This is a genomic window from Sphingomonas sp. (genome assembly GCF_042091075.1).
Lineage (GTDB): Bacteria > Pseudomonadota > Alphaproteobacteria > Sphingomonadales > Sphingomonadaceae > Sphingomonas.
Genome location: NZ_JBELIE010000019.1, coordinates 14,404 through 31,470 on the forward strand (window position 1 = coordinate 14,404; position 17,067 = coordinate 31,470).

The window sequence follows — 17,067 nt, forward strand, 5'->3', positions numbered from 1 at the left end:
CCGCCTGATCCCATTTTCGCAGGAGCACCAGCATGTCCTTCTACACCTCGCTGTCCGGCCTTCAGGCCATGCAGACCGACATGGCGACGATCAGCCACAATCTGGCCAACGTCTCCACCACCGGCTTCAAGAAGAGCCGCACCGACTTCGCCGACGTCATCGCGTCGAGCGTGTCGACCGACCCGCGCAAGATGGTCGGTTCGGGCGTGGTGGTGAAGGGCACGACGCAGCAGTTCAAGGAAGGCAATCTGTCGACCACCAGCAACGCGCTGGACCTGGCACTGGTCGGCGAAGGCTTCTTCGTCATGAAGTCGACCGGCCTGTCGGACCAGGTGAACTACAGCCGCAACGGCCAGTTCTCGGTCGATTCGAACCGCAACGTCGTCGACGCGCAGGGCAGCTACCTGATGGTCTATCCGGTCGATAACGACGGCAACGTCACCGCCACCGGCACCGACGGACTGACCAACCTGCAGATCCAGCAGACCTCGGGCACGCCGAAGGCGACCGCGAACATCACCACCTCGGTGCAGGTGTCGTCGACCTCGACGATCAAGGATGCGACCAAGTTCGATCGCACCGATACGACGACGTACAACAACTCGGTCGCCACCCGCATCTATGATGCGAACGGCAATCCGATGACGATGACCAATTATTACGTCCGCACCGGCGGCGTCGACAGCGCGAACAACACCACGGGGACGTGGCAGGTCTTCACCTTCGTCGGTGACCAGATGATGAAAGAGGCCAGCCAGGCCACCGCTGGCCCCGTGACGCTGAGCTATGACAACACCGGCGCGCTGAAAACGCCGTCGCCGGCGGAGATCAACTTCTCCAGCTTCATCCCGACTTCCGGCGCGGCGGCGCAGACAATCAAACTCGGTATCAGCGGTTCGACGCAATTGTCGTCGGCCTTCTCGGTCAATTCGAAGACCCAGGATGGTGTCGCGGTCGGCCAGCTGGCGGGTGTCACCGTCACCGACGGCGGCCTGATCCAGGCGAGCTTCTCGAACGGTGACATCGTGCCGCTGGGCAAGGTGGCGCTGGCCAAGTTCTCGACCCCCTCGGGGCTGCGCCAGGTCGGCAACAGCTACTGGCAGGCCACGGGCGTGTCGGGCAATGCTTCGCTCGGCGCGGCCAGCGCGGACGGGTTCGGATCGCTGATGTCGGGCACGATCGAGGGATCGAACGTCGACATCACCGAGGAACTGGTGAACCTGATCGCGGCACAGCGCAACTTCCAGGCGAATGCCAAGGCGCTCGATACCGCGACGCAGGTATCGCAGGCGATCCTGAACATCCGCTCGTAAGCACGCTGAGGGGGCCGGAGCCGGCAGATGGACAAGCTCGTCTATACCGCTGCGACGGGGCTGCGCGCGCATATGGCCGCGCAGGCCGCGATCGCGAACAATATGGCGAACGTGTCCACCACCGGCTTCCGCGCCGACCGGGTCGTGTTCGACCGCATCATCCTGTCGGACGGCACCAGCACGGTGTCCGCCCGCCAGCCGACCGGCGAGGAGGTGCGCGACATCGACCGCCGGCAGGGCGCGATCCAGTCGACGGGACGCCCGCTCGACGTCGCGCTCAACAGCGAGGATGCGTGGATCGCGGTGCAGGCCAGCGACGGCAGCGAGGCCTATACGCGCCGCGGCGATTTGCAGGTGTCGCGTTTGGGAACGCTGGAAACCGGCGACGGCCATCTGGTGATGGGGGAGAATGGCCCGATCACACTGCCGCCGTACAGCCAGCTGACGATCGCGCAGGATGGTTCGATCGCGATCGTCGCGCCCGGCGATACCGGCGCGCCGCAGATCGTGGACCGGCTGAAGCTGGTGTCCTCCAAGGGCAGCGACACGGTGAAGGGGCTCGACAATCTGATGCGCGTCCGCGGCGGGGGCACGTTGCCCGCCAATCTCGACGCGACGGTCCAGTCCGGCGCGCTGGAGGGATCGAACGTGAACATGACGCAGGCGCTGGTCGACATGATCGAGAACCAGCGCAGCTACGAGGTGCAGGCCAGCCTGTTGAAGGAAGCCCGCTCCATGGACGAATCAAGCGCATCCGTGATGCGCCTGCCGGGCTGAGGAAGGATTAGCTGATGACCACCGCCGCCATGCACATCGCGCGTACCGGGCTTGACGCCCAGGACATGCGCATGCGGGTGATCTCGAACAACCTGGCGAACGTCAACACGACCGCCTTCAAGCGCGATCGTGCGCAGTTCGAGACGCTGTCCTATCAGATCGTCACCGCCGCCGGCGCGCAATCCACGTCGGAAAGCAAATATGCCACCGGGCTGAATCTCGGCACCGGCGTGCGCGTGCAGGGCACCAGCCGCACCGAGACGCAGGGGTCGATGAACGAGACCGGCAACGCGCTGGACCTCGCCCTCGACGGCGACGGCTATTTCCAGGTCCAGATGCCGGGCGGACAGCTCGGCTATACCCGTGCGGGCAATTTCTCGCGCAGTCCCGAAGGGTTGCTGGTCACCAGCCAGGGCTATCAGGTGATGCCCGGGATCACGATCCCGGAGGGCGCGACGCAGATCACGATCGGCACCGACGGCACCGTCTCCGCGACCGTGCCGGGGCAGGCCGAGGCGACCAACATCGGCCAGATCCAGGTGGCGAGCTTTCCCAATCCCGCCGGGCTGACCGAGAATGGCGACAATTTCCTGCTCGAAAGCGGCGCCAGCGGCACCGCCAACCTGGGCGTGCCGGGGCAGGACGGCCGTGGCCGGGTGCGGCAGGGCTCGCTGGAGGCGAGCAACGTCAACGTCGTCGAGGAACTGGTCGACATGATCGAGACGCAGCGCGCGTATGAGGTCAATTCGAAGATGATCTCCGCTACCGACGACATGCTCAAATACGTCAACCAGAACCTGTCGTGACGGACATGACGTCGATGCGCTTTCCCGTCCTGTTGCTGGCCGCCACGGCGATCACCGCCACGCCTGCCGGCGCCAGCCTGTTCGGCCGCAAGGCGCCGAAGGAGGATTTCACAGTGATGCGCGCCCCGGCCGCGCCGCCGGCGCCGCCGGTCGCCAACGGCGCGATCTTTCAGGTCGCGGACGGCTATGCCGCGCTGCACGAAGGGTGGCGCGCGCGCCGCGTCGGCGATCCGCTGACGATCGTGCTGGTGGAGCGGACCGCGGCAAGCAAATCCTCCACCTCGAAGCTCGATTCCAGCGGCAAGCTGGGCATTACCCCGCCGAGCACCGGGCCGCTCAACCTGTTCAGCCCGACCGATATCGGCGCCAGCGGCAACCGTGGCTTTACCGGGCAGGGCGCGGCCGACCAGTCCAATTCCCTGTCGGGCGAGATCACCGTGACGGTGGCGCAGGTCTATCCCAACGGCACGATGCTGGTGCAGGGGCAGAAGCGCGTGACGCTGAACCGCGGCGATGAATTCGTGCAGATCAAGGGCGTGGTACGCACCGCCGACATCGATCGCGACAATCGCATCCCTTCGACGCGCGTCGCCGACGCGCAGATCGCCTACACCGGCAAGGGCGATGTCGCCCGCGCCAGCCGCCAGGGCTGGCTGTCCCGTTTCTTCCAGGTGGTGAGCCCGTTCTGATGTTCCGCGCTGTCCTTCTCGCCCTCGCCGCGCTGCTGTTCGCCACGCCAGCGACCGCCGATCGGATCAAGGATCTCGGCGGGTTCCAGGGCATCCGCTCGAACCAGCTGACCGGCTATGGCGTCGTCGTCGGCCTGCCCGGCACCGGCGACGACAATCTGGAATATACGATCCAGTCGGTGAAGGCGGTCGCCTCCCGCTTCGGGTTGCAGCTGCCCGCCAGCGCCAATCCGGGGATGAAGAATGCGGCGGTGGTGATGATCACCGCCGATCTGCCCGCCTTCGCCAAGCCGGGGCAGCGGATCGACATCACCGTCGCGTCGATGGGCAAGGCCAAGTCGCTGCGCGGCGGCAGCCTGGTGCTCGCGCCGCTGCTCGGCGCCGATGGGCAGGTGTATGCGATGGCGCAGGGCAATCTCGCGGTCGGCGGCCTCGGCGCGGAAGGCGCCGACGGGTCGAAGATCGTCGTCAACGTGCCGTCCACCGGGCGCATCCCCGAGGGCGCCACCGTCGAGCGCGCGGTCGCGACCGGCTTCGCCGATACGCCGTTCCTCACTTACAACCTCGCACGTGCCGATTTCACCACGGCGCAGAACGTCGCCGCTGCGATCAACCAGCGTTTCGGCTTTGGCACCGCGCAGGCGACTGACGCCGTCTCGGTGGCGGTGCGTGCGCCGGTCGGTGTGGACGTGCGCGCGACGCTGATGAGCCAGATCGAGAATCTCGACGTCGTTTCCGCCGAACCCTCCGCCAAGGTGATCGTCAACGCGCGCACCGGCACCGTCGTCATCAACTCGGCGGTGCGGGTCGGCGCGGCGGCGGTGACGCACGGCAAGCTGACGGTGCGGATCGACGAGAATCAGCGCGTCAGCCAGCCAGCGCCGTTCAGCCAGGGGCAGACCGCGCTGGAAAATCGCAGCAACGTCTCGGTCGTCGAGGAAAAGAAGCCGATGTTCCTGATCAACCCCGGCCCGAAGCTGGCGGATGTCGTCAAGGCGGTGAACGCGATCGGCGCCAGCCCGGCGGACCTCGTGGCGATCCTGGAAGCGCTCAAGGAAGCCGGTGCGCTCAAGGCCGAACTGGTGGTGTTGTGATGACCGGTATCTCCGCCGCCGCCACGCCGCAGATTTCGGGCGCCACCGGGCTCGACACCGGGCTGGCGAAGACCGCCACCAAGGACAATCTGACCAAGGCGGGGCAGCAGTTCGAATCGGTGTTCACCGGCATGATGCTGAAGTCGATGCGGCAGGCCAAACTGGCCGACCCGCTGTTCGACAGCAAGGCGCTCGACACGTTCCGCGACATGCAGGATCAGAAGGTCGTTCAGGAGATGGCGACGCATGCGCCGCTCGGTATCGGCACCGCGATGACGGAATTTTTGTCGCGCTCTCAACCCGATCTTAACCGTGGGGATGGCAGCCAGCAGGAATGAGCGATCTCCTCTCCATCGGCGCCTCGGGCGTCCGCGCGTATCAGACCGCGCTGACGACGGTGTCGGAGAACATCGCCAATGCCGGCAACGCATCCTACGTACGGCGCAGTACGAACCTCACCGAGGTAGCGACCTCCAACGGCTATTCCACCGGCCTGAACGGTATGGGCGTGGTGGTGAACGGGATCGGCCGCAACAGTAATCCCTACACCGAGACGTCGGTTCGCAGCGCTGGGGCGGATCTGGCCAAGACGCAAGCCAGCACGGTCTGGCTGCAGCGCGTCGAAAGCGCGATGTCGGGCGGGGACCTGTCGACGCGGCTGAACAGCTATTTCGCGGCGGGCACCGCGTTGCAGGCGGAGCCGACCTCGACGGCGTTGCGCGCGGGGATGCTCAGCGCGGCCTCGTCGGTGGCCGATTCGTTCGGCACCACCGCTCGCGCGCTCGACGATGCGATGACCGAGCTGAATGCCCGGGCGACGCAGGCGAGCGACGATCTGACGCGGCTCAACCAGGCCCTGCTCAAGGTCAACCAGGGGCTGGTGAAGGTCACCCCGGGCACGTCCGCTGCCGCCGGCCTGCAGGATCAGCGCGATAATCTGCTCGAACAGATGAGCGCGCTGACCGATGTCAACGTCTCGCTCGATTCGTTCGGCCGCGCCACGGTGCGCGCGGGCGGCTCGAATGGCACGGTGCTGGTCGATTCACGCGAAGCGGCGCAGGTCGTGTTCCAGCAAAGCAATGGCAATGTCGCGCTGAGCGCGCAGCGCGAGGATGGCAGCAGCACGCTGTTCAGCCCGGAGGGCGGCGCGCTGGCGGGAATGGTCGAGGGCGCGCAGCGGATCGCCAGCGCCCGTGGTCAGATCAACGCGATCGCGACCAGCTTCACCAGCGACATGAACGACCTGCAAAAGGCCGGGCAGGATCTCAACGGTGCGACCGGAACCGATCTTTTCACCGTATCGGCCAGCGATCCGGCGATGGTGTCGGTAGCGCTGACGAGCGGCTCGCAGATCGCCGCGGCGAAGAACAATGGCGGGCAGCGCGATTCGTCCAACCTCGCCGATCTTGCCGCGCTGCGCACCAGCGCCGGATATGAGACACAGGTCCAGACCGTCGTCACCGACAATGCAGCGACGCTGAAGCAGCGGCAGCTGGTGGTGGACGCGCAAACCGCGATCCACGACGGCGCGGTCACCGCGCGATCGGAGGCATCGGGGGTCAATCTCGATTCGGAGGCGATCGATCTCGCCCGCTTCCAGCAGGCATATCAGGCGTCCAGCCGCGTCATCCAGGTGGCGCGTGACACGTTCCAGTCGATCCTCGAGCTTCGGTAACGCGCGATGCAGATTTCCAGCAACCTCCTGTTCGACCGCTCCGCCAGCCGGATGAGCGCGCTGATGGCGACCGCGAACCAGCTTCAGACGCAGATCGCGACGGGCAAGAAGATCAACACGCCGTCCGACAATGTCGCGGTGGCGCAGCAGCTCGCCGAATTCGACCGGAAGGATGCGGATGCGGCGGCCTATTCGACCAACCTGACGCTGTCGGCGTCGTTGCTCAAACAGGCCGATTCGACGCTGGGCGCGATCACCACGCAATTGCAGAGCGCCGCCGAACTGGTCAATCAGGCCGCCACCGGCACGATGAGCACCGCGAATCGCCAGATGATCGGCGCGCAGCTGTCCTCGATCGTCGATGCGCTCGTCGGACTGGGCAATACCAAGGATCTGCGCGGCCAGCCGCTGTTTGGCAGCACCGCGAACGTCGACGCGGTGATCCGCAACAGCGACGGCAGCTTCACCTACAATACCGCCAACAAGCTCTCGGAAATCCCGATCGGCGATGGCGTGTCGGTGCAGGCGACCGAGACGACGAGCCGGATCTTCACCTCCTCTGCCGGCGACACGCTGCAGATGCTGGCGACGCTGGCGAGCACGCTGCAATCGGGCACCGCCACCGCGGACGACGCACGCGCCGCGATCGATTCGCTGCAGACCGCCAGCGATCAGGTATCGGTGGTGCAGGCTTCGGTCGGCGCGCGCGCCGCGCGAGTCGATCTGCAACAGGGGTTGCTCGAGAACGCGCAGACCGACCGCACCGAGCTGCGCTCCAGCCTGGAAGATGTCGACGTCACCCAGGCCTATACCGAATTGTCCAAGACGATGACGATTCTGACCGCGACACAGACCAGCTTCTCGAAACTGTCGCAGCTGTCGCTGTTCAATTATCTGCGCTGATCAGCGCCACGCGGCGTTCTCGTCGGGCGGCGCGGGCCGTGGCGCCGCGCGTCCGCTCCGCATCCCATCGTTACCGCACATAATCTCCGCGTTGGTAACCACTTCGCTACTCCTGGCGGGTTAACCACATCGTCGACGTTCCATTTTCTGCCTGTGTATCGGGGAAACGCGCATGTTTGCGGCCATCGGCCTCGTCGTCCTTCTGGGTATGGTCTTCGGCGGCTTCGCCATCACGGGCGGCGCGCTCGGGCCGGTGTTCGAGGCGATTCCGCACGAAATGCTGATCATCGGCGGTGCCGCTGCCGGCGCGCTGATCATCGGCAATTCGGGCAAGGAACTGAAGGGGATGGCCGGCGGCGTCGCCAAGGTATTCAAGGGCCCGAAATATAAGAAGCAGGACTATCTCGACGTCATCTTTCTCGTCAGCAAGCTGATGAAGATGCTGCGCATGGAAGGGCCGATCGCGCTGGAACCGCATGTCGAGGATCCGAAATCCTCCGCGGTCTTCGCCGAATATCCCCGGCTGCTGGCGGACCATACGCTGATCAACCTGATCGCGGACACGCTGCGGTTGGTGGTCGTGTCGTCGGGCACGCTGGACGTTCACGCGGTCGAGGACGTCATGGACAATGCGATCAAGACCCACCACCACGAAGTGGAGGGCCCGCAACACACGTTGCAGAACCTGGCCGACGCGCTGCCGGCACTGGGCATCGTCGCGGCGGTGCTGGGCATCGTCAAGACGATGGGCTCGATCGACAAGCCGCCTTCGGTGCTCGGCGCGATGATCGGCTCCGCGCTGGTCGGCACCTTCATGGGTGTGCTGCTGGCTTATGGCATCGTCAACCCGCTTGCCGGCCGGCTGAAGCAGGTGATCGACGCCGATGGCGCGATCTATCACGTCGTCAAGCAGATCATCATCGCGTCGCTGCACGGCCATCCGCAGCCCCTGGTGATCGAGGCGGCGCGCTCGGGCATCGACCACAAGAACCAGCCCGGCTTCGCCGAGGTGTTTGACGGCCTGCGGGGCAAGTAACCGATGGCAAAGGCCCCGCACGGCGCCAATGTGCCGCCCAAGGTGATCGTCAAGAAGGTCTATATCGAGGGCGGCGGTGGCCATCACGGCGGCGCCTGGAAGGTCGCCTATGCCGATTTCGTGACCGCGATGATGGCGTTCTTCCTGCTGCTGTGGCTGCTCGGCGCGACGACCGAGAAGCAGCGCAAGGGCATCGCCGACTATTTCGCGCCGACGCTGCTCGACAACAAGCGGATGGGCATCGGCGGTAACGGCATCTTCGGTGGCGAATCGATCATGTCGAAGGAAAAGCGCGGGCCGAAGGCGGGCACCGCCGATCCGGCTGCCGCCGCGCTGATCCTGGCGACGCAGGCGAGCGATCCGCGCACCGGCTATGGCACCAAGGGGTCGCTCCGCAGCGTCTCCGCGATCGCCAAGGAAGACGCCAAGAACTTCGCGCGGCTGCGGCACGACGTATTGAAGCGGATCGCCGCGCAGAAGGATCTGGCGCGGCTGGCGAAGCATATCCGCTTCACGATGACACCGTCTGGGATGCGGATCGATCTGATCGACGATGCCGATTATTCGATGTTCGCCCTCGGCACCACCGCGCTGGAGTCGCGCGCGTCGGACCTGATCGGGCTCGTCGCGGGCGGGATACGCGAGACGCCCAACCCAATCATGATCCGCGGTCATACCGACAGCCTTCCCTTCGGTGATCCGCGCGCGATGAACAACTGGATGCTGTCGTCGGGCCGCGCCGAGGCGACCCGCCGCCGGCTGGCGATGGGCGGCATTCCGGAAGCGCGCTTCAATCGCATCGAGGGCGTCGCAGACCGCGAGCCGATGATCGAAAAGGATCCGCAGGATCCGCGCAACCGCCGGGTGGCGATCACGCTGCTGTATCGCGCCGGTTCGTTCGGACAGTAACGCCCGGCGCCCCGGCTGGCCGGTGGCTCACGCCACCGCCGGTCGCGGATCCACGCCGGTGCGACGCGAACGATGGCGACGCAGCCCGATCAGCGGGCGCAGCGGCGCGATCGTGCGGCCGATCAGGTAGAAGGCCCAGCACCCCGCCACCGTCGTCGCGACCAGCACCACCGCATCCAGCCAGATCGGCAGCCCGGCCGGTCGCAGCCAATAACCCACCAGCACGATCACCGACTGGTGGATCAGGTAGAAGGGGAAGACCGCCTCGGTCAGCATCGGCCGCCAGCGATGGTCGCGGTTGCAGAAGCGATCGGCGAATCCGATCAGCGCCGCGACCGCCGCCCAGCCCTCGACCGCGCGGGCGACCGAGAAGATCGTGCCCCAGGGCGCTGGCATCGTGTTGCCGGGCCAGCGGATCTCGATCCCGGCGACCAGCGCATAGGCAGCGACCGCGATCGCCGACGACTCGCGCCAGCGGGTCACGAACGCCGCCAGCGTCACCGGCGCGCAGGCGAGGCCGAAGCCGAACAGGAAGGCGGGGAGATAGCTGGCGTGCGCGACCCAGTCGTCGATCAAGGCATGCGTCTCGCGCCCGCCGGGGAACAGCACGAAGTTCACCAGCACCATCCAGGCGATCGGCACCAGCAGCAGCGCCGGTCCGCGCATCACCGCGACGAACGCCCGTTGCAGCGCCCGCCGCGCGGCGGCGGGCAGGACGGCCGCGCCCAGCGCCAGCAGCAACGTGTAGATCCACAGATAGGCGACGAACCACAGGTGGTTCCAGGCCGGCAGCACGATCGGGCCGAACGCGCCGAAGCGGAAATAATCGTGCGTCAGGAAATGCCAGAAGCCCTCCGTATAGCCGTATTTGCTCGACAGCTCGACCCAGGGCTGCACCGGCACGATCACGACGATGCCGAAGAACAGCGGCACCAGCAGCCGCAGGCTGCGCTGTCGCGCGAACCGCCACGGCACGCGATTGCGCAGATACAGGGCACGGCTGGCATAGCCGGATACGACGAACAGCAGCGACAGCCGCCACGGGTTGGACGCCATCATCGGCACCGCCACCCACCACGCCCCCGGCAGCTTCACGTGAAAGTCCCAGGGCACGAACACCATGCCGACGTGATAGAGGATCAGGATCGCGAACGCCCCGATGCGGAGCCAATCGAGGCCGTAGTGACGCTGCATTGCCCGCGGCGCTAGCATCAAGCCGGCGTAAAGGCGAGGCGGGGCGGACGGTTAGCGGTAATCAGCCGGACTTTGAACTGTCTCGTCCGGCCTGTATATGGGGGGTATGTCGATCCGTCCGTGGCGCGATATCGCGCGTCGAGAATGCCGCCAGATCATGGTCGGCAACGTCCCCGTCGGCGGGGATGCGCCCGTCACCGTGCAGACGATGACCAATACGCCCACCGCGGATGCCGCCGCGACGATCGACCAGATCCGCCGTTGCGAGGATGCGGGGGTGGATATCATCCGCGTCAGCTGTCCTGATACCGACAGTACCGCCGCGCTGTCGCAGATCGTCCGCGCGGCACAGGTGCCGATCGTCGCCGACATCCATTTCCACTACAAGCGCGCGCTCGAGGCTGCCGACGCCGGGGCGGCGTGCCTGCGGATCAATCCGGGCAACATCGGCTCATCGGAACGGGTCGCGGAGGTGGTGCGCGCGGCGAAGGCGAACGGTTGCGCGATCCGCATCGGCGTCAACGCGGGCAGCCTGGAAAAGGACCTGCTCGAAAAATACGGCGAGCCGTGCCCGGAGGCACTGGTCGAAAGCGCGCTGGATCATATCAAGCTGCTGCAGGACCACGATTTCCACGAATATAAAGTGGCGGTGAAGGCGTCCGACGTGTTCCTGGCGGTGGCGGCGTACCAGCAGCTGGCGGAGGCGGTCGATTGCCCGCTGCACCTGGGCATCACCGAGGCGGGCGGGCTGATCGGCGGGACGGTGAAATCGTCGATCGGGATCGGCAGCCTGTTGTGGTTCGGTATCGGCGACACGATCCGGGTGTCGCTGTCGGCGGAGCCCGAGGAGGAAGTGCGGGTCGGATTCGAGATCCTGAAGGCGCTGGGGATCCGCAACCGCGGCGTCCGCGTCGTCAGCTGCCCGAGCTGCGCCCGCCAGGGCTTCGACGTGATCCGCACCGTCCAGGCGCTGGAGGAACGGCTGCAGCATATCCGGACGCCGATGTCGCTCAGCGTGCTGGGCTGCGTCGTCAACGGCCCGGGCGAGGCGCGCGAAACCGATATCGGGATCACCGGGGGCGGCAACGGCAAGCACATGGTCTATCTGTCGGGCGTCACCGATCATCATGTGCAGGACGCCGACATGATCGAGCATATCGTCCGGCTGGTGGAGGCGAAGGCGGCGGAGATCGACGCGGCCGACGCGGCGGCGAAACTGGCCGCCGAATAGCATTGGTGACGCGGTCGCGGCATCTGTCCCCCGCGATCGCCTTCGCGGTCGCGGCGGCGGGGATCGGGCTGTTCTCGATCATGGACGCCTTCATGAAATCGCTGACGCTGGCGCTCGGCGTCTATAACGCGCTGCTGTGGCGGACGGGCGTGTCGGCGGTGTTCGGCGGCGTTGCCTGGGCGGCGGGCGGTGGCGGCTGGCCGTCGCGGCGCGCGACATGGCTCCATCTGCTGCGCGGGATCGTCGCCGCCGTGATGGCGCTGCTGTTCTTCTGGGGGCTGGCGCGGGTGCCGATGGCGCAGGCGATCGCGCTTGCCTATATCGCGCCGCTGCTGGCGCTGCTGCTGGGGGCGCTGGTGCTGGGTGAACGTGTCGGCATGCGCGTGGTCGCTGCCTCGATCATGGCCCTCGCCGGGGTGGGCGTGATCCTGCTGGGGCAGGCGCGCATGGATCTCGGCCCGCAGGCGCTGGCGGGAGCGCTGGCGATCCTCGCCTCGGCGGTGCTCTACGCGGTCAATCTGATCGTCGCGCGGTTGCAAAGCCTGGCGGCGCGGCCGGGGGAGATCGCCTTCTTCCAGGCCGCTATTGTCACGCTGCTGCTCGCGTTGGCCGCGCCATTCCTCGGCGCGATCCCGCCGGCGGGGGAGTGGGGCAAGATCACGATCGCGGCATTGCTCGCCACCGCCTCACTGTTCCTGCTCGGCTGGGCCTATGCGCATGGCGAGGCCGGCTATCTGGCGACGACCGAATATAGTTCGTTCTTGTACGCCGCGGTGCTGGGCTGGTTGGTGTTCGGCGAGCGGGTGGCGCTGACCACGCTAGCCGGCGCGGGGATCATCATCGCGGCGTGCCTGTATGGCGCCCGGCGTCGCGATATCGCGCAAGAGGCGTTAGGGCAGGCGGCATGACCGTCTCGATCCGCCCTGCCGCCCCCGCCGATGTGCCGATGATCCTGCGATTTGTGCGCGATCTGGCGCTGTTCGAGAAAGAGCCCGATGCAGTGGAGGCGACCGAGCCGATGTACCATGAGGCGCTGTTCGGTGCCGATCCGGCGGCGGAGGCGCTGATCGCCGAGCGTGACGGCGCCGCGATCGGCTTCGCGATGTTCTACACCACCTTCTCCACCTGGACCGGCAAGCGCGGCATCTGGCTCGACGATCTGTACGTCACCCCGGACGCGCGCGGATCGGGCGCGGGGGCGGCGTTGCTCTCCGCGCTGGCGGGGATCGCGGTCGATCGCGGCTATGCGCGGTTCGAATGGTGGGTGCTCGACTGGAATACGCCCGCCATCGACTTCTATCGCGCGAAAGGCGCGGTGGCGCAGGATCAATGGACCGTCCAGCGGGTCGACGGCGCGGCGTTGCGCGCGCTCGCGGGGCGCGGCTGATGGCGTGGCTGTGGTTGGTGCTGGGCGGCCTGTTCGAGGTGGGCTTCACCACCTGTCTGCGCAACGTCGACGGATTTCGTCACGTCGGCTGGACGCTGGGCTTCCTTGCCTCGGTATCGCTGTCGATGCTGCTGCTGGAGGTCGCCGCGCGGTCGATCCCGATGGGCACCGCCTATGCGGTATGGACCGGGATCGGTGCGCTGGGCACCGTGCTGACGGGTATCTGGCTCTATGGCGAGCCGGCGACGCCGGTCAGGCTGTTGCTGGTCGTGGGGGCGGTGGCGTGTATCGCGGGGCTGAAGCTGACCGCCGGATCATGAGCGGCGACCCGTCACCCCGGTGATAATCCGGGGTGACGGGTCGGGGGCGTTACCGGCCCGGCACGTCGTGGTCGTGCGGCTCTTCGCCCTCGGCCTTGGCGGCATCGTAGCGTTCGATCGCCTCGATCGTGATGCGACGCGCCTCTTCGCGGTCGCCCCAGGTGCCGATGCGCACCCACTTCTTCTTCTCCAGGTCCTTATAGTGGGTGAAGAAGTGTTCGATCTGCGCGAAGACGATTTCGGGCAGATCGTCCTTGCCGCCGACGTTGGTGTAATAAGGGAAGGTCGAATCGACCGGCACGCAGACCAGCTTCTCGTCGCCGCCGGCCTCGTCTTCCAGGTTCAGCACCGCGATCGGACGTGCGCGGACGACGCAGCCCGGGATGAACGGCGAACGCGCGACGACCAGCGCATCGAGCGGATCGCCATCGGGCGACAGCGTATGCGGAACGAAGCCGTAGTTCGCGGGATAGCGCATCGGCGTGTGCAGGATGCGATCGACGAACAGCGCGCCGGAGGCCTTGTCGAATTCATATTTCACCGGCTCGCCGCCGGTCGGCACTTCGATCACCACGTTGAGGTCATCGGGCGGGTTCTTCCCCACCGGGATCAGGTCGATACGCATTCTCTTCCCCTCTGGAGCTGCGATGGTCGGGCGACGCGGGTCAGCGCGGCGCCAGGAGACGGTCCAGTCCGGTAACGGCGGCGCCGGTCTTCTCGAGGCGCGGGTAGCGCAAGCCCCCATGATAGTCGAGCATCACCGAGCGATACGAATCGTCGCGTTTCACCGTGAGAGCGATCGGCGTTTTCAGCGACTTGGCGGCGGTGATCGCGGCCTTCATGCGATCGTTCGACCAGGCATCGCCCTCGATCGCGACGATCTGGTCCGCCACCGTCATACCCGCGGCAAAGGCCGGGCCGTCCCATGTCACCGACGTCAGTTCGCCATTGTTCTTGGCGACGAAACCGCCCGACCAGGTGAGGTTGACGTTCTTCGCCGCCGTTTCCGCCGCCTTCAGCGAGGGCGTCGGCGCCTCGGCATAGACCAGCCGGTAGCCGTTGCGGGTGAAGCCGTCGAGCGGCGCGCCAGAACCGTGTTCTGTCAGGCGCTTATCCAGGAAAGTGCGCCAATCCCAGGGTAGAATCGCCTGCAACGTCGCGGTGACGTCGTCGATCGTATAGGTCAGCTCGCCCCAGTCCCCGTCGCGCACGCCGAAGAACGCCCGGGCGAAATCGTCGATCGACTTGGTCCCGCCGGATTTCTCGCGCAGCAGCGAATCGACATCGAGCCACACCAGCAGTCCTTCGTTGTAATAGTCCTCGCTGCGCTGCCAGCTGGTCCAGCCCTTGGGCTTGCGTGACGAGATGACGGGGTCGTTGGTGGTGTCCACCAGCGCGCGCCAGTCGCGACCGCGCTGGCTGTCATAGGTGGCGGCGATCGTCGCCAGCTGATCCAGCGTGTCCTGTTTCGAGACGAGTCCCGATCGCGCCTGCAGCACATAGCCCCAGAATTGCGTCTGCCCCTCGTACACCCATAGCAACGAGTCGCGCATCGGGGTGCGATAGTCAGGCGTCCACAGATTGGCACCGCGCCGGAACTTGCCGTCCCAGCTGTGCGTGAATTCGTGCGGCAGCAGGTTGCGGCGACCGGGGCCATCGTTCCATTTGGTGAAATATCCGGGCGTGACGCCATTCTCGCTCGAGCGATGATGTTCCAGGCCGATTCCGCCCAGCCTGTCGGTGATCGACAGCAGGAAATCGTAATGATCGTAATGCTGCGCGCCGAACGTCTTCACCGCTTGCTCGACCAGCCGCTGATGCGCCGCGATCTGTTCGGGCGTCGCCGCCAGTTCGGCGGGATCGTCCGCGAAGACGTTCAGCTTTACACGCGGCGTCAGCGGCCAGCTCCTGCCGTATTTGCCCGCGAGGATCGGTGAGTCGACCAGGATTTCATAATTGGTCGGTTCGTAGCGATAGGTGCTGCCGTCCACCTTCGCCGCCAGCGCGCTCGCAGCCGTCCAGCCCTGCGGCCAGGTGACGGTCATCTGCGCCGGGATCGCCCGCGTGAAAAACCCCGCCGGGTACAGGCTGACCGAATTGGGCTGCAGCGAGATCATCGTCCGGGTGACGGCGATGCGACCCTGATCGGGCTCGGTCGCGGACAGGAACTGGAACGATGCCTCGATAGCCTTCGCGCCCGCCGGCACGTCGATGTGGAACGCGAAGACGTCAACCGGATCGCGCTTCCATTCGATTCGCTGGCCGTTCGCGGTGATGATCAGCCCCGCCAGCTTCTCGATCTCGCCACGCGGGCTGTGCGCGCCGGGCAGCCATTTCGGGAACAGCAGCACCATCGGCCCCGGCTGCGCCACCGGAATGGTTTCCTTGACGCGCAGGATGCCGCGCAGCGTGTCGGTCGCGTCGACCGCGATGCGCAGCGTGCCGGGATAGGGAATGTCGCGCGGCGCCGGAATGGTGTCGACGAACGGCACCGGCTGCGGCGCGGAATTGCCCGCCGGAACCTGCGCGACGGCGGAGCCGGCGACCGCGGTGGAGGCCAGCGCGGCGGCAATGATCGTTCGTATCATGGGTTGAAACCGTCCGTGTCAGGTAATGTTGTTACCCGCCGGACGTAACAAGATGGTCATGCCGCTGTCCAGCCGAACAAGCGCATCGCCTTCAACCAAGGCCGTTTTTCGCCGATGACCCGATCAGTGCCCACCCAGCACGTTGATGCTGAACGCGATCACGCCCAGATTGTAGACGAAAGCGGCGAGACACTGCCCCGTTACCACGCGCCGCACCCGGCCGCTGCTGATCGAGACGTCGGATGTCTGGAAGGTCATGCCCAGCGTGTAGCTGAAATACAGAAAGTCCCAGTAATCCGGGGTCGTCGTACCGGGAATGTCGATCCCGCCGGCATCGCCGCCGTCGCTGGCCGACCCGTAGAAGAGATGCGCGTAATGCAGCGCATAGACCATGTTCGAGAACAGCCATGCGACCGCCAGCGTCGCGATCACCAGCGCGATCGCCTGCGCATCGGTGCGTCCGCGCAACTCGTCATGCACCGCCGCGAGGATGACCAGCGTTACGGCGCCGGTCAGCGCCAGCAACAGCGCGCGATTGGCATCGTTCGCGCGCGTCGTCCGGCGCATCGTTGCGGGATCGGCGCACCGGAACAGCGGCACCAGCGAGGCGAGGAACAAGAGCGCCGCCACGTCGAACCCCAGCATCACCGCGCGCCCGGTGCCGGTCCATGATCGCCATATCGGTACCGCGATCGCGAAGACCATCACGAACAGAACGAAGCGCGGCGGGGCCACGTATCGTCCCAGACCCCACCAGCGCCGCGGTTCGTTCATGCGATCACCGCTAGCGCTTCTTTGAGCCGCCCACTAGATACGCCACCCCTATATGGCCCGTATTCCCACACCCGGCCGCGTCCGCGGCACCCAGGATATCTTTCGCGACGAGGAACGCCGCTTCGCGCGGGTGCTCGACACGTTCGATCGCGTCCGCCGGCTCTATTGCTTCGAGCGGGTGGAGGTGCCGGTATTCGAGGATACGCAGGTGTTCGCGCGCTCGATCGGGGAGACCACCGACGTCGTTTCGAAGGAGATGTATACCTTCCCCGACAAGGGCGACGATTCGCTGACGCTGCGGCCCGAATTCACCGCGGGGATCGCGCGCGCCTATATCACCAACGGCTGGCAGCAATTTGCCCCGTTGAAAC

At 66.2% G+C, this 17,067-nt stretch carries 19 protein-coding genes; 15 read left to right on the forward strand and 4 right to left on the reverse strand.

Annotated features, from left to right (window positions below; translation table 11 throughout):
- Nucleotides 1-32 precede the first annotated feature (32 nt).
- The 10 genes from ACFDSW_RS03575 to ACFDSW_RS03620 all read left to right on the forward strand — a co-directional run bounded on the left by ACFDSW_RS03575 (nt 33) and on the right by ACFDSW_RS03620 (nt 9,202).
- Nucleotides 33-1,313: a flagellar hook protein FlgE gene (locus ACFDSW_RS03575; RefSeq protein WP_375248904.1), complete on the forward strand. Its 1,281-nt coding sequence runs from the start codon at nt 33-35 to the stop codon at nt 1,311-1,313.
- 27 nt (nt 1,314-1,340) lie between these two features.
- Nucleotides 1,341-2,090, forward strand: a complete 750-nt coding sequence (locus ACFDSW_RS03580; protein ID WP_375248905.1) for a flagellar basal body rod protein FlgF — start codon at nt 1,341-1,343, stop codon at nt 2,088-2,090.
- 14 nt (nt 2,091-2,104) lie between these two features.
- A complete protein-coding gene (gene flgG, locus ACFDSW_RS03585) occupies nt 2,105-2,896 on the forward strand; it encodes a flagellar basal-body rod protein FlgG (protein ID WP_375248906.1) in 792 nt (263 codons plus the stop codon).
- Between the two features lie 5 nt (nt 2,897-2,901).
- Complete coding sequence (locus tag ACFDSW_RS03590) at nt 2,902-3,585, forward strand: flagellar basal body L-ring protein FlgH (RefSeq protein WP_375248907.1); 684 nt, start codon at nt 2,902-2,904, stop codon at nt 3,583-3,585.
- Nucleotides 3,585-4,679: a flagellar basal body P-ring protein FlgI gene (locus ACFDSW_RS03595; protein ID WP_375248908.1), complete on the forward strand. Its 1,095-nt coding sequence runs from the start codon at nt 3,585-3,587 to the stop codon at nt 4,677-4,679. Before ACFDSW_RS03590 ends, ACFDSW_RS03595 begins: the two co-directional genes overlap by 1 nt.
- A complete protein-coding gene (locus ACFDSW_RS03600; RefSeq protein WP_375248909.1) occupies nt 4,679-5,017 on the forward strand; it encodes a rod-binding protein in 339 nt (112 codons plus the stop codon). The genes ACFDSW_RS03595 and ACFDSW_RS03600 overlap by 1 nt, the downstream gene beginning before the upstream one ends.
- Nucleotides 5,014-6,354 carry a flagellar hook-associated protein FlgK gene (gene flgK, locus ACFDSW_RS03605; protein WP_375248910.1) on the forward strand — a complete coding sequence of 447 codons (1,341 nt, stop codon included), beginning with the start codon at nt 5,014-5,016 and terminating at the stop codon, nt 6,352-6,354. The genes ACFDSW_RS03600 and flgK overlap by 4 nt, the downstream gene beginning before the upstream one ends.
- A 6-nt stretch (nt 6,355-6,360) precedes the next feature.
- Nucleotides 6,361-7,257, forward strand: a complete 897-nt coding sequence (locus ACFDSW_RS03610; RefSeq protein ID WP_375248911.1) for a flagellin — start codon at nt 6,361-6,363, stop codon at nt 7,255-7,257.
- 172 nt (nt 7,258-7,429) lie between these two features.
- The gene (motA, locus tag ACFDSW_RS03615; RefSeq protein ID WP_375248912.1) at nt 7,430-8,293 is read left to right on the forward strand and encodes a flagellar motor stator protein MotA; all 864 of its coding nucleotides are present in this window, start codon (nt 7,430-7,432) and stop codon (nt 8,291-8,293) included.
- Nucleotides 8,294-8,296: 3 nt separating this feature from the next.
- Nucleotides 8,297-9,202: a flagellar motor protein MotB gene (locus ACFDSW_RS03620; RefSeq protein ID WP_375248913.1), complete on the forward strand. Its 906-nt coding sequence runs from the start codon at nt 8,297-8,299 to the stop codon at nt 9,200-9,202.
- Nucleotides 9,203-9,229: 27 nt separating this feature from the next.
- On the opposite strand, the gene ACFDSW_RS03625 is transcribed toward ACFDSW_RS03620, so the two are convergent.
- Complete coding sequence (locus tag ACFDSW_RS03625; RefSeq protein WP_375248914.1) at nt 9,230-10,396, reverse strand: acyltransferase family protein; 1,167 nt, start codon at nt 10,394-10,396, stop codon at nt 9,230-9,232.
- Nucleotides 10,397-10,502: 106 nt separating this feature from the next.
- On the opposite strand from ACFDSW_RS03625, the gene ispG reads away from it, so the two are divergent.
- From ispG to ACFDSW_RS03645, 4 genes are read left to right on the forward strand one after another with little or no spacing between them, the layout of a single operon-like run.
- Entirely contained in the window at nt 10,503-11,627 is a 1,125-nt protein-coding gene (ispG, locus tag ACFDSW_RS03630) for a flavodoxin-dependent (E)-4-hydroxy-3-methylbut-2-enyl-diphosphate synthase (RefSeq protein WP_375248915.1), read from the forward strand.
- A 5-nt stretch (nt 11,628-11,632) separates the two neighbouring features.
- The gene (locus ACFDSW_RS03635; protein WP_375248916.1) at nt 11,633-12,535 is read left to right on the forward strand and encodes a DMT family transporter; all 903 of its coding nucleotides are present in this window, start codon (nt 11,633-11,635) and stop codon (nt 12,533-12,535) included.
- The gene (locus ACFDSW_RS03640; RefSeq protein ID WP_375248917.1) at nt 12,532-13,014 is read left to right on the forward strand and encodes a GNAT family N-acetyltransferase; all 483 of its coding nucleotides are present in this window, start codon (nt 12,532-12,534) and stop codon (nt 13,012-13,014) included. The genes ACFDSW_RS03635 and ACFDSW_RS03640 overlap by 4 nt, the downstream gene beginning before the upstream one ends.
- A complete protein-coding gene (locus ACFDSW_RS03645; protein ID WP_375248918.1) occupies nt 13,014-13,334 on the forward strand; it encodes a DMT family transporter in 321 nt (106 codons plus the stop codon). Before ACFDSW_RS03640 ends, ACFDSW_RS03645 begins: the two co-directional genes overlap by 1 nt.
- Before the next feature lie 49 nt (nt 13,335-13,383).
- On the opposite strand, the gene ppa is transcribed toward ACFDSW_RS03645, so the two are convergent.
- The 3 genes from ppa to ACFDSW_RS03660 form a co-directional block, all read right to left on the reverse strand.
- Nucleotides 13,384-13,959, reverse strand: coding sequence for an inorganic diphosphatase (gene ppa, locus ACFDSW_RS03650; protein ID WP_375248919.1), 576 nt, complete (start codon nt 13,957-13,959; stop codon nt 13,384-13,386).
- 40 nt (nt 13,960-13,999) lie between these two features.
- Nucleotides 14,000-15,922: a M61 family metallopeptidase gene (locus ACFDSW_RS03655; RefSeq protein ID WP_375248920.1), complete on the reverse strand. Its 1,923-nt coding sequence runs from the start codon at nt 15,920-15,922 to the stop codon at nt 14,000-14,002.
- Between the two features lie 123 nt (nt 15,923-16,045).
- Entirely contained in the window at nt 16,046-16,696 is a 651-nt protein-coding gene (locus ACFDSW_RS03660) for a DUF1345 domain-containing protein (RefSeq protein ID WP_375248921.1), read from the reverse strand.
- Between the two features lie 52 nt (nt 16,697-16,748).
- Here ACFDSW_RS03660 and ACFDSW_RS03665 point away from each other — a divergent pair.
- Nucleotides 16,749-17,067: ATP phosphoribosyltransferase regulatory subunit (locus tag ACFDSW_RS03665; protein ID WP_375248922.1), on the forward strand; the 319-nt coding region annotated here is incomplete at its 3' end.